9 protein-coding genes, 17 tRNA genes, 1 rRNA gene and 1 riboswitch are annotated in these 12,333 nt (G+C 38.8%); of the genes, 2 read left to right on the plus strand and 25 right to left on the minus strand.

The genetic code is table 11. From position 1 onward, the window contains the following. Window positions 1-79 precede the first annotated feature (79 nt). Window positions 80-1,345, plus strand: coding sequence for an Nramp family divalent metal transporter (locus C9J29_RS21190; RefSeq protein ID WP_008179614.1), 1,266 nt, complete (start codon window positions 80-82; stop codon window positions 1,343-1,345). A gap of 576 nt (window positions 1,346-1,921) precedes the next feature. Here the strand turns inward: C9J29_RS21190 and C9J29_RS21195 are convergent. The 5 genes from C9J29_RS21195 to C9J29_RS21215 all read right to left on the minus strand — a co-directional run bounded on the left by C9J29_RS21195 (window position 1,922) and on the right by C9J29_RS21215 (window position 6,925). Further along, window positions 1,922-2,611: an ABC transporter permease gene (locus C9J29_RS21195; protein ID WP_008179615.1), complete on the minus strand. Its 690-nt coding sequence runs from the start codon at window positions 2,609-2,611 to the stop codon at window positions 1,922-1,924. Further along, the gene (locus tag C9J29_RS21200; RefSeq protein WP_008179617.1) at window positions 2,604-3,527 is read right to left on the minus strand and encodes an ABC transporter ATP-binding protein; all 924 of its coding nucleotides are present in this window, start codon (window positions 3,525-3,527) and stop codon (window positions 2,604-2,606) included. The genes C9J29_RS21195 and C9J29_RS21200 overlap by 8 nt, the downstream gene beginning before the upstream one ends. Window positions 3,528-3,663: 136 nt before the next feature. Further along, complete coding sequence (locus tag C9J29_RS21205) at window positions 3,664-4,599, minus strand: sensor histidine kinase (RefSeq protein ID WP_008179619.1); 936 nt, start codon at window positions 4,597-4,599, stop codon at window positions 3,664-3,666. Between the two features lie 5 nt (window positions 4,600-4,604). Beyond that, entirely contained in the window at window positions 4,605-5,297 is a 693-nt protein-coding gene (locus C9J29_RS21210; protein WP_008179621.1) for a response regulator transcription factor, read from the minus strand. A 164-nt stretch (window positions 5,298-5,461) separates the two neighbouring features. Next, window positions 5,462-6,925, minus strand: a complete 1,464-nt coding sequence (locus tag C9J29_RS21215; RefSeq protein WP_008179624.1) for an amino acid permease — start codon at window positions 6,923-6,925, stop codon at window positions 5,462-5,464. An 82-nt stretch (window positions 6,926-7,007) separates the two neighbouring features. Continuing rightward, window positions 7,008-7,184: riboswitch (Lysine riboswitch) on the minus strand. Between the two features lie 151 nt (window positions 7,185-7,335). Here C9J29_RS21215 and C9J29_RS21220 point away from each other — a divergent pair. Continuing rightward, window positions 7,336-8,568 (plus strand): CynX/NimT family MFS transporter, encoded by a 1,233-nt coding sequence (locus C9J29_RS21220; RefSeq protein ID WP_174804749.1) that lies wholly within the window; start codon window positions 7,336-7,338, stop codon window positions 8,566-8,568. A 44-nt stretch (window positions 8,569-8,612) separates the two neighbouring features. On the opposite strand, the gene C9J29_RS21225 is transcribed toward C9J29_RS21220, so the two are convergent. The 20 genes from C9J29_RS21225 to rrf form a co-directional block, all read right to left on the minus strand. Further along, window positions 8,613-9,152: a hypothetical protein gene (locus tag C9J29_RS21225; protein WP_107922727.1), complete on the minus strand. Its 540-nt coding sequence runs from the start codon at window positions 9,150-9,152 to the stop codon at window positions 8,613-8,615. A gap of 65 nt (window positions 9,153-9,217) precedes the next feature. Further along, window positions 9,218-10,264, minus strand: coding sequence for a nitric oxide synthase oxygenase (locus tag C9J29_RS21230; RefSeq protein WP_008179633.1), 1,047 nt, complete (start codon window positions 10,262-10,264; stop codon window positions 9,218-9,220). Window positions 10,265-10,585: 321 nt separating this feature from the next. Beyond that, window positions 10,586-10,657: transfer RNA gene (locus C9J29_RS21235), tRNA-Glu, on the minus strand. A gap of 1 nt (window position 10,658) precedes the next feature. Next, window positions 10,659-10,735: transfer RNA gene (locus C9J29_RS21240), tRNA-Asn, on the minus strand. Between the two features lie 7 nt (window positions 10,736-10,742). Then, window positions 10,743-10,816: transfer RNA gene (locus tag C9J29_RS21245), tRNA-Ile, on the minus strand. A gap of 4 nt (window positions 10,817-10,820) precedes the next feature. Continuing rightward, a tRNA-Gly gene (locus C9J29_RS21250) sits at window positions 10,821-10,894 on the minus strand. Between the two features lie 6 nt (window positions 10,895-10,900). Continuing rightward, window positions 10,901-10,976, minus strand: a tRNA-Phe gene (locus C9J29_RS21255). 4 nt (window positions 10,977-10,980) lie between these two features. Then, window positions 10,981-11,073: transfer RNA gene (locus tag C9J29_RS21260), tRNA-Ser, on the minus strand. Window positions 11,074-11,086: 13 nt separating this feature from the next. Further along, window positions 11,087-11,162, minus strand: a tRNA-Ala gene (locus C9J29_RS21265). Between the two features lie 12 nt (window positions 11,163-11,174). Next, window positions 11,175-11,248, minus strand: a tRNA-Pro gene (locus C9J29_RS21270). A gap of 15 nt (window positions 11,249-11,263) precedes the next feature. Continuing rightward, window positions 11,264-11,340, minus strand: a tRNA-Arg gene (locus tag C9J29_RS21275). Window positions 11,341-11,358: 18 nt separating this feature from the next. Then, a tRNA-Lys gene (locus C9J29_RS21280) sits at window positions 11,359-11,431 on the minus strand. A 13-nt stretch (window positions 11,432-11,444) separates the two neighbouring features. Continuing rightward, window positions 11,445-11,519 (minus strand) — tRNA-Gln (locus C9J29_RS21285). 9 nt (window positions 11,520-11,528) lie between these two features. Beyond that, window positions 11,529-11,604: transfer RNA gene (locus tag C9J29_RS21290), tRNA-His, on the minus strand. 43 nt (window positions 11,605-11,647) lie between these two features. Then, window positions 11,648-11,721 (minus strand) — tRNA-Trp (locus C9J29_RS21295). A gap of 4 nt (window positions 11,722-11,725) precedes the next feature. Next, window positions 11,726-11,809 (minus strand) — tRNA-Tyr (locus C9J29_RS21300). Window positions 11,810-11,819: 10 nt separating this feature from the next. Further along, window positions 11,820-11,895, minus strand: a tRNA-Thr gene (locus C9J29_RS21305). A gap of 14 nt (window positions 11,896-11,909) precedes the next feature. After that, window positions 11,910-11,982 (minus strand) — tRNA-Asp (locus C9J29_RS21310). A gap of 4 nt (window positions 11,983-11,986) precedes the next feature. Then, window positions 11,987-12,062, minus strand: a tRNA-Val gene (locus tag C9J29_RS21315). A gap of 11 nt (window positions 12,063-12,073) precedes the next feature. Then, window positions 12,074-12,189 (minus strand): 5S ribosomal RNA (rrf, locus tag C9J29_RS21320). Between the last annotated feature and the right edge of the window lie 144 nt (window positions 12,190-12,333).

Here is a 12,333-nt window from a genome sequence, read left to right on the forward strand (position 1 = left end):
GCGTTAGAATACTATTATCTCATTTTCCTCTAGGAAACTTTATTTCACGAACGATACATTTTGAAATGAGGGAACAAATATGGTATACAAACAAGTCACAAAATCGTCTGCTGAGGCGGTTTTAGATGGAGATATAAAAGGTTGGCGACGGTTTTTACCTTTTCTTGGGCCTGCATTCATTGCAGCGGTCGCCTATATTGACCCTGGCAATTTTGCCACAAATATTACAGCTGGCTCTCAATATGGTTACTTACTCCTTTGGGTAATAGCCTTTTCTAATTTAATGGCGGTGCTCATCCAATCCTTATCTGCCAAGCTTGGTATTGCGACAGGAAAAAATTTACCTGAGGTGGCACGTGAACATTTTTCTAAAAAGACATCTATATTTCTTTGGATTCAGGCTGAATTAGTCATTATTGCTACCGACCTTGCTGAATTTATCGGGGCCGCATTAGGGCTTTATTTGTTATTTAATATCCCTATGCTTCCAGCAGCTATCATTACAGCAGTCGGATCATTTGCTATTCTAGAGCTTCAAAGAAGAGGGTTCAGAGCCTTCGAGGCAGGCATTTCTGGCATGGTTTTAATTGTCGTATTAGCATTTGCCTTCCAAACATTTTTAGCACAGCCAGAATGGGGCGAAGTAGCGTTTGGTATGTTTACGCCTCAATTTGAAGGGGTGGACTCATTACTATTAGCAACAGGTATTTTAGGTGCGACCGTCATGCCCCATGCTATTTACTTACATTCTTCTTTAACACAAAGTCGTATTATCGGTCGTAATGAAGAAGAAAAAAGACGAATTTTCCGTTTTGAATTTATTGATATTATCATCGCAATGATCATTGCTGGAGCCATCAATATGAGTATGCTCATTATCGCGGCAGCAGTATTTCACACACAGGGGATTGTAGTAGAGGATTTAGATGTTGCCTATAACGGCCTAAAGGATGCTCTCGGCCCAATGGCTGCCATTTCCTTTGGTCTTGGTTTACTAATTGCAGGGCTAGCTAGCTCCTCTGTAGGGACATTAGCAGGTGACGTAGTAATGCAAGGCTTCATTCAACGAAAAATACCACTTTATTTACGGAGAGCCATTACAATGGTGCCTCCGTTAGCGATTATTGCATCCGGTGTAAACGCAACCCATGCGCTCGTTCTTAGTCAGGTTGTGTTATCTTTCGGTATTGCATTTGCCCTCGTCCCTCTCGTTATGTTTACAAGCAAACGAGACATTATGGGTGGCTTAGTGAACCACCGTATTACTACTATTTTAGGATGGTTTGTAGTTGTCATCGTTGTGGCATTAAATATTTACTTACTAGGTGAAACAATATTTGGGTAAAATAGTGAATTAATAGACTAACAAAAGGCATCGAGAAGAAAAATCTCGATGCCTTTTTGTTGATAATCTAAAGGTGACAATTATAAACAAATTTACTACCATTGGATCATACATGATCCGATGCTCTAGTAGGTTAGCTAAAGCAGTGCAGAAGTTACGTTGATAATAAAGCAACAATGGTTGCAATTCTTAATTTCCTCATTGAAATCACCTTTAAATAAATATAAGATTGATAAAACATATATTTCCTTTTTTATCATTTTTAATATAGGAGGTTTTTCCATACAATTTTATATACCTATACTTATTATTGTATTAATAGTTATACAATGCCATCATGCCAAAAAAGGAAATCTTTTATTTACTATTTTATTGGCCATCTCTTTTTCTATTTTAATTAAATTTCTATTATGGGAATCTAATTACTTATTTTTATTGCTTTACGTTAATTTATTTCTATATTTAATAAGTTTAGTTACCTATTTTACAAGACTAACTATGTGAGTGTAACAAACGATCGAATTGCTATCATCATCGTTCGATATCAACAAAACTTATGAGTACCTGGCTCTTTCATTAAACATCAACCTTCTCAATATTGCGGATAGCTAGATAGGCAATACTAATACCTATAATTGCTAACGAGATTGGAATAATAATGATGTCATTTAATGTGAAGTTACCTGTATTGGATGAAGTCACTGATACGATTAGAATAGAAGAAATAATTGTTGCTGGAATAGAGTATTTTCTCATACCGAAATACAACGGAATTAAGGCCATCCCTGAGGCAGCAATTGCATTCATGAGTACAGATGGTATATGTTGCATGATTAAAGTATTAGATAATATATCAGGAATTAAATCAAATTTATCGCTTACGATGCAAAAGATGGTTGTAATCAAGACATTGGAAACGATGATTACACTAAAGGTAAACAGCATGACAATCGCAAGCTTAGCAGCAATTAATTTCTTTCGGCTTATAGGATACATAAAGGCCAATGTGATTGTTTTAAACTTATATTCTCCGATGATCAGCTTAGCTATTAATGTAGCTGCAAAAATAATAAATACCGCTCTGACAAATGAATCAATGACACTTAAAGCCATTTCATAATTTTCAATACCAACTTCCCCTTCTACTTTAGAAATAAATAAAATCATAAACATAAATCCTAAAATAATAAAGTTAGCAAACAAAGCACTTTTAACATAGGAGCCTAAATGATATTTTTTCATTTCTAAACGCATTAAATTAAGCATGAACAATCCCTCCATTTATTAGCTTAAGGAAGTAATCCTCTAATGTGCTTGTTTTCTTGCTAATCTCCTCTATTTCAATGTCATGTTCAATCAATGTTTTTGTTAGAACTTTTTGAGATACTGTCAAATCATAAATTCGTATAGAATTATCATCCATTAGTTTGAAATTAGCCATTTTTAATTTACTTTCTAAAATAAAGGCTGCTTTTTTGCCATCGTTTACGATCACTTCAATATAGTCGGCTTGATTACGATTAATCGTATCCATCGTTACTTCAGTAATGAGTCTACCTTCCTTGATGACACCAATTGTATCGGCCAATTGTTCAATTTCCCCTAATATATGACTAGAGATAATGATTGTAATGCCATACTCCGTACAGAGCATTTTGAAAAGCTCTCTCAATTCTTTAATCCCAATAGGGTCTAGTCCATTAATTGGCTCATCTAAAATAAGGAGCTCTGGCTTTGTAATAATAGCGCGTGCAATACCTAGTCTCTGTTTCATCCCTAATGAGAAATCTTTTACCCTCTTCTCCTCTGTATTTGTCAATTTTACAAGGTTAAGGACATGAGCAATTTCCTGCTTATTGTAATAGCCCATATATTCGCAATGTAGTTCTAACGTTTCTCTAGCCGTTAATTTTTCATAGAAAATAGGATATTCAATAATCGTTCCCATTCTTTTTAATAGTTCATACGATCGATCGGTCAACCTCTCACCAAATATTTCAACATCTCCACTTGTTGGCTTCGTCAGATTCGTTAGCATCTTCATAACTGTCGTTTTACCCGCTCCGTTAGGGCCTAAAAAGCCATAAATCTCTCCCTTCTTCACGTTCATATTGACAGCAGAAACCACTTCTTTTCCTTCGTACACTTTCGTAAGCTGGTTTGTTTTCACAATGTATGTCATGTCAATCTCTCCCTCAAATGTGGCTATTATCATTATAAAAAATGAAACTCTCTAATTTATTACTGGATTCTTACAAATTTCTTAAGAGCATAAGAAAAGCCTGTAAAGCACAATAAAAGCTCCACAAGCTGTGATTTCAATACATCATTCGTTTTAATGCAATGGTAAAAATGGTCTTTTTATAGGGGATACTTGATAACTGGATGGAACCGTCCATCATTTCCACTAATCGCTTTGTAATCGTTAAACCTAAGCCACTCCCCTGGAAGGATTTATTGCGAGAGTCCTCTAGCGTGTACATTCTCTCAAAAACACTATCAATATGGTATTCATCGATTCCTTTACCACAATCCCATACATCTATATAAATAGTCGTTTCATCATTTCTTACGGTTAAGCCAATTACATTACCATCCGCCCCATAGGCAAGAGCATTGGATAAAAGATTGTTGAGAACCCTATCTAACGCTTCTTCATTGCCAAGGGCATACATAGGTGTTTCAGGGATTGTAATAGTAATATTCAGTCCCATCGACGTGACCATATCGTAAAATGATAATATATTTTTACGGCTAATTTCACAGACATTGATTTTAGTGATTGGATAATCTGTGTCCCCTGCCTCTAATTTGGCAAGATCGAAAAATGTATGGATAATTTTTAATACTTCTAGTGTTTTAGCATGTACGCCCGCTAATAGTCTTTGACGTTCCCCTTCACTAGCTGAGCCTTGAAGCTGAAGCATTTCAATATAGCCTAACACAACCGTTAAGGGCGTTTTTAAATCATGTGAAATATTCGCCAGCATTTTTTTCATGGAATCTTCCATTTTGCGATGTGTCGCCTGAACTTTTTGGTGATGGTCCAGCCAAGCGTTTATCGAAATAAGTAACTGTTGAATTTGTGAGTTGCTTGTAGTTACCAAAATCTTTTCGTTACTTTTTTCTTGAACAATGCCTTGGAGTTTTTCATTCATATATTGGATCGTCTGATTTTGTTCTTTTTTTGTTTTCCATTGAAAAATAACTATTCCTATAAGCACCACAATTATGATTAATAGAATGATTATCATATTTGTTATCCTTCAAACTTATAGCCAATTCCCCACAGCGTCTTAATATACTGGGGGGTGGATGGATCATCTTCAATTTTTTCGCGTAGCCTTCGAATATGTACATTAATAATATTTTCATCACCGTAATATGCATCTTTCCATATTAGCTGATAAATTTGCTCTTTGGTAAAAACTCGGTTACGGTTTGTTACAAATAGCTTTAAGATGGCAAATTCCTTTGATGTTAGCTTCACTTCTTTTCCACTTTTATTTATTGAAAAATTAACAATATCTATCTTTAAATCGCCTATGACTACTACATCTTGTTTGTGATCTGTTTGGCCAGCGTATTTTGTAGCTCTTCTAATAACGGCCTTTACGCGAGCAGAGAATTCCAGCATAGAAAATGGCTTAGCAATATAATCGTCTGCCCCTAATCCCAAGCCAAGCGCTTTATCTACATCACTATCCTTTGCGGACATAATGATGATAGGAAGTGCTGCCTGTTCTCGAATGACTTTTAAAACTTCTAATCCATTAAGCTTAGGAATCATAATATCTAGGATGACTAAATCAAAGGTTTGATTTAAACAATATTGCAATGCCTCTTCACCATTATTGGCAGTGGTGACTTCGAAGCCTTCCAATAATAAAAAATTCGCTACCATTTCGCGAATAGCCTCATCATCTTCCACTAGTAAAATATGTTTTTGCATTTTCATGCACCTCTCTCTACTAGAAAGTCAAAAATCACACTTCCATATCTATAGTATACTACCATATATATGATATTAATTTAGTAATAATTTTAAAGGTCTCTATATAAAAAAAAGCTGTTCCATCAACCATTATACAGCGGTTTATAGAACAGCTCTTCTATTTAGTTTTCCACTTTTAAATCACAATCTTTAAGAGGAAGCATTTTTGTTTTATGTTTAATTTTGTACCCTAGCCATAGCAATAGGAACAGTGGAATACCAATATAGGAAACAAGGATACCATACCAATCGATTGTACCTCCGATAAACGCTGTGTAATTCTGTCCAATTACAACAATCATACAAATAGTAAAGGCGAATAGTGGACCGAATGGGTATAGCTTTGCTTTATACGGTAATAGCTTTGGATCTAAGCCCTGTGCCTCGAAAGCACGACGGAAACGATAATGACTAAATGCAATACCTAGCCAAGCAATAAAACCTGACATCCCAGAGGCATTTAATAGCCAGATATAAACAACCCCATCACCAAAGAATGATGCTAAAAACGCTACACAGCCTACAGCTAATGTTGCGATCAATGCATAAATCGGAATACCTCGACGACTTAGCTTTGCAAAGAATTTAGGAGCATGACCATCCACTGCTAATTGCCATAGCATACGTGATGATGCATACAGTCCAGAATTACCTGCTGATAGCATAGCCGTTAAAATAATGGCATTCATTAAGGAGGCAGCAAAAGCAATACCTAAACGATCAAACACGAGAGTAAATGGAGATACAGCGATATCCTCCGATAATAAGCGTTCATCTGTGAATGGAATTAACATCCCTATAGCAGCAATAGCTAAAATATAAAATAAAATAATACGCCAAAACACCGATTTTACTGCCTTCGGTATATTTTTTCCAGGATCATCTGTTTCCCCTGCTGTTACCCCAAGTAGCTCTGTTCCTTGGAATGAAAATCCTGCTGCAAGGAAAATACCAAATGTAGCAAGGAAGCCACCATGGAATGGTCCATCACTAATAAAGAAATTTGTAAAACCTACAGGTGCCTGTCCACCTAAAATACCAAAAATCATTAATATGCTAATAATAATAAATACAATGACCGTAGCCACTTTAATCATCGCAAACCAATATTCACTTTCACCATAGCTCTTTACAGACAATAAATTAAATGTCAGTACAATTACAATAAATAATACTGTCCAAAGTGCTGATGAGCTATCTGGGAACCAATATTTCATAATTAATGACACTGCCGCAATTTCGGCTGCAATCGTAATTGCCCAGTTATACCAATAGTTCCAGCCTAGTGCAAAGCCTAGAGCGGGATCTACAAATTTTGTCGCATACGTACTAAAAGAACCCGAGGATGGCATATAGGCAGCCATTTCCCCTAAACTTGTCATTAAAAAATATACCATAATACCGATTAAGGCATAGGCAAGCAATGCGCCTCCCGGTCCTGCTTGTGCAATGGCACCACCACTGGCTAAAAATAGCCCTGTACCAATTGTACCGCCTAAAGAAATCATTGTGATATGACGGCTTTTTAATTCTTTTTTCAGCTTCGGTGCATTATGGCCGAGCTGATTTACTTTTATTTCACTCACGATATAGCTTCCTTCCTATTTATGAGGCAAAAAAATGCCATCACATGAACAATGTGATGGCTAAGTTAATCCTCAGTTTTTCCTAAACGATAGCTCAACACGTTGTACAAACGTGACAGTTCTGTTCCTTTCGGAGACAGCCCCAGCATGAGGTTTTCAAGTCCCCTCACACTTCGGCAATATTTCCTTTCAGCTAATCTCTTCAATGCTTGTCATTTCAATTAGCTTACTTATAAATATCGCGACCTCTACCTCATTACAAACATGAGGCATATAATTATTAAATTTATGATGTTTACTATACTAACATAAGACCTAAGACATTTCAATATAACCATTAATGTTTTGTATATTGTGAATTTTCCACTATTTTTAATAGTGTAATAAAGTGTTATAGTAGTTCAATTAGAATGGTAATAACGGGGGGAATAATTTTGACTTTACATGATCATTCCGCCAGCTACACGAATAGAAAAATTAGCTGGAAGGGAACAACCTTATTGTTAGTTTTTGGAATAATATTTATAGCGTCTACATTACGAATGCCACTAACTGTTGTGGGTCCAATTGTATCCTTTATCCGTGAAGATCTTGGTATTTCCAATGTTCTAGCCGGTTTTTTGACAACTATTCCATTGCTTGCTTTTGCCACTATATCACCGTTCGCACCTGTTGTAGCACGAAAACTTGGGCTTGAGCTAACCTTATTTTTATCCACGATTTTATTGGCCTTAGGAATTGTACTACGCTCCCTCGGTACAACAGGGTTACTTGTATTTGGCACAGTGCTCATTGGCGTAGCCATATCATTTGGAAATGTGTTGATTCCAGGTTTATTAAAATTAAAATTTCCATACCATGTAGGGTTACTAATGGCATTTTTTACTATGTCGATGAACTTAACGGCTGGACTTGGAGCAGGTATTAGTTATCCAATAGCTAATTCTTCACTAGGTTGGCAGGGAGCATTGGCTGTGGCGCTTATATTAGTCGTATTAACGATTTTAATTTGGATACCTCAATTGAAATTGAATAAGCCAGAACCAGCTACTACGGCCAAAAAAACAGGTAAACCCCTTTGGAAATCACCTGTTACATGGGCAGTAACAGGTGCAATGGGCTTACAATCTTTATTATTTTATACGACAGCAGCTTGGATTCCTGAAATTTATATTGCGCAGGGATTGGCTCCTGATAAAGCTGGTTGGATGTTTTCCATTATGCAATTCTCACAAGTCCCCATGGCATTGGCTGTCCCCATTATTGCTGGTAAAATGACTTCACAAAGACCACTTGTCCTTATGTTTACATCGTTCTATTTAGTAGGATTTGTCGGCGTTGTAATGGAATGGACAACGTTGGGGATATTATGGATGATCCTTCTAGGTTTAGCAGGTGGAGCTTCATTCGCATTAGCAATGATGTTCTTTACACTTCGCACACGTACAGCATTTGAAGCCGCTGATCTATCAGGGTTTGCACAATCATTGGGCTATTTATTCGCTGCCATTGGGCCGATTCTTTTCGGATACCTCCATGATTTATTTGGTGGTTGGAATATTGCCGGCTGGCTCTTTGTTGTTGTTGCTATGACACTCTTCTTATGTTCCATGCGAGCCTCTAAAGATGAATATGTCCATTAAATTTAAGCAGTTGGGGAAGTGATCTGACCCCATCTGCTTTTTGTCTATATCCATTTCTTTTTTTGATGTTTTAGTAAGGCTAGCAGTTCCTCAAGTTCCTCTGTTGTGCTCTTGGTACGTGCCTTAATAGCAGTAAAAACAGGGATTGCCTCTTGAAGGAGTAAAAAACTAAAATAATAATAGCCTAAAAAAGCTTCTGGTTCATAGCCTCTAGGTGTATCTTCCTCCCATTCCAGCTCATCATCCTCTTCATTTTCCACCCATAAATATTTCGTATCCAAAAGCTCCTGCATCGTTGAAACGTTATGTGTTGAATCTTGATAATCCTCAGTTATTGCATGAGCCACAGCTAAATAAAGCTCTATTTCTGCTAAGGAGACTTCCTTCACATTTTTACTTGAAAGCTTTTTTAAAAGAATAAGCAAAATCCATGGCGTCACCTGCCAAAGTGTTCCTTGATGTTCGATTAGTTCAGTCAGCTCTTGATATTGTTCCTGTTCAATTAGGCGAGGAATGTCTGTTCCTCTGCCATAAGGTGTCGTCAATTGTTGCCAAGGGATATTCGAAATATTTTGGTTCAACATCTTGAATTGCCTCTCTCCTAAAAAGGTACTTAGGAGCTGTTCGTTTATGAACAACTCCTTTAAAGTTAATAACATGGTTTCTGATAAAAATAATTGGGCGTATGGTAGGTATTTACATAAGGCTTATGGAATATATGAGTGGTCGCAGGGGAAAGTGGTGGGATTAACCATGTCCAGTTACCCGTAACTTCTCGCCCTGCTGATTCCTCAGCTTCCTCAAATAATTTAAACTGCTGAGCAGCAGTATGATGATCTACAATGCTCACACCATTCTCTTTAAAAGAATGAAGGACAGCTATATTGAGCTCCACTAATGCTCGGTCACGCCAAAGAGAAGCTTGTTTGGTTGTATCCAGATTAAATATATCCGCAATAGCTGGGAGCATATTATAACGCTCATGATCGGCTAAATTGCGTGCCCCAATTTCAGTCCCCATATACCAGCCATTAAATGGAGCTGCTTGAAAATCAATGCCAGCCATTTGAAAACGCATACTCGAAATAATAGGAACAGCATACCATTTCAATTCTAATTTCTCTACAGCTTCCGATTCCGGATGACGTATTGGAACCTCTAAAATATACTCGGTAGGAATCGTAAATAGTTGGGGAGCATGTCCATCTACCTGTATGACAAGTGGTAATACATCAAACGGCGTACGCTCGCCTTTCCAGCCCATCGATTCACATACTTTTGTAAAAATGATGGAATGTGCATCTCCAATAATGCCTTCTTCTGTTTCGTAGCCTGCATAACGAATTAGCTGATGATTCCAAATCCGTACTCTGTCAGTTGCAAACACTGTTATAGTTGGACGAATTTTCCCATGATTAGTGGCATACTCAATATGCTCTAGTAACTTTTGAAAAATGCCCTGTTCATCTAAAACTTCTCGTGCATCTACTACATGCAATGATTGCCAAAACAACCGTCCAATACATTTATTGCTATTACGCCATGCAACTCGTGCGCCAAAAACTAGCTCCTCTGTTGTAGGCTTATATTCCCCTGCACTTTTAATCTGTTGTAATCTATTTTCTAACCAAAGTTTGGATTCATTTTGTTCCAGCTGGTATTGATTTAAAAAACATTGTATCTCCTGTATATTCATATCGATTCCTCCACTTATCCTCATATTAGAGGAACGAGGCAATAAGCACCATGAAAATAGCTAGTGAAAAAACATACATATTGCATATATGAAATAGTTTGTTCAAATTTATTATAAAGCATCGTTCCAAGTAGTAATTGAATTATAGTACTCCTTTAAACGAGCCTATAAAAAGAGAGGGATTATGAGCATTTGGTAGAAGGAAATGTTTAGACCTAACATTAAAAAGCTACAAAACCTTGTCAAAGGATTTATAGCTTTGATACCTGTTTATGCAAAGATAAAAAAAGCATGTAGCACACAACTGTGCTACATGCTTGATGACCCGTACGGGATTCGAACCCGTGTTACCGCCGTGAAAGGGCGGTGTCTTAACCACTTGACCAACGGGCCGTGGCTCCGAAGGCAGGACTCGAACCTGCGACAACCTGATTAACAGTCAGGTGCTACTACCAACTGAGCTACTTCGGAATAATGATGGGCCTAAATGGACTCGAACCATCGACCTCACGCTTATCAGGCGTGCGCTCTAACCAGCTGAGCTATAGGCCCATTTTGGAGCGGGTGATGAGAATCGAACTCACGACATCAGCTTGGAAGGCTGAGGTTTTACCATTAAACTACACCCGCAAATAATGGTGGGTCAGGACGGAATCGAACCGCCGACACTTAGAGCTTCAATCTAATGCTCTACCAACTGAGCTACTGACCCGAAATGGAGGAGGTAGAGGGATTCGAACCCCCGCGCGGTGTTACCCGCCTGTCGGTTTTCAAGACCGATCCCTTCAGCCAGACTTGGGTATACCTCCAAAAATATTAAAATGGTGGAGCCTAGCGGGATCGAACCGCTGACCTCCTGCGTGCAAGGCAGGCGCTCTCCCAGCTGAGCTAAGGCCCCATTTATAGATGATCGGAATGACAGGATTCGAACCTACGACCCCTTGGTCCCAAACCAAGTGCTCTACCAAGCTGAGCTACATTCCGAAAACATGAATAAATTGGCGCGCCCGACAGGAGTCGAACCCATAACCTTCTGATCCGTAGTCAGACGCTCTATCCAATTGAGCTACGGGCGCAAAATTAATAAAAAATGATGAGCCATGAAGGACTCGAACCTTCGACCCTCTGATTAAAAGTCAGATGCTCTACCAACTGAGCTAATGGCTCGTAAAATAAAAAATGGCTGGGGTACTAGGATTCGAACCTAGGCATGACGGAATCAAAATCCGTTGCCTTACCGCTTGGCTATACCCCAATTTTAAAATGGGGCGACTGATGGGAATCGAACCCACGAATGTCGGAACCACAATCCGATGCGTTAACCACTTCGCCACAACCGCCACTATATAATAACAGCCATATATGAACGAGTACCTCAATACCTGGCAGGGGCAGTAGGAATCGAACCCACACCAAAGGTTTTGGAGACCTCTATTCTACCGTTGAACTATGCCCCTAAAATGGTGGAGGGGGACGGATTCGAACCGCCGAACCCTAAGGAGCGGATTTACAGTCCGCCGCGTTTAGCCACTTCGCTACCCCTCCAAGGGAATAATGGTGCCGGCGATAGGAGTCGAACCCACGACCTACTGATTACAAGTCAGTTGCTCTACCAACTGAGCTACACCGGCCAATAAAAAAATAACGGTCCCGACCGGGATCGAACCGGCGATCTCCTGCGTGACAGGCAGGCATGTTAACCGCTACACCACGGGACCAAAATGGTGGAGGATGACGGGCTCGAACCGCCGACCCCCTGCTTGTAAGGCAGGTGCTCTCCCAACTGAGCTAATCCTCCATAAAAAATAAGCGAAGCGACGTCCTACTCTCACAGGGGGAAGCCCCCAACTACCATCGGCGCTAAAGAGCTTAACTTCCGTGTTCGGTATGGGAACGGGTGTGACCTCTTTGCCATCATCACTTCACTTATTCAATTGAAAGCTTATTCTTTCAAAACTGGATAAACGGTTCATTGAAGGTTTCAAACTTTTTTGGTTAAGTCCTCGATCGATTAGTATTCGTCAGCTCCATGTGTCACCACACTTCCACCTCGAACCTATCTACCTCAT

Origin of the sequence: Lysinibacillus fusiformis (genome assembly GCF_003049525.1) — a bacterium.
GTDB lineage: Bacteria > Bacillota > Bacilli > Bacillales_A > Planococcaceae > Lysinibacillus > Lysinibacillus fusiformis.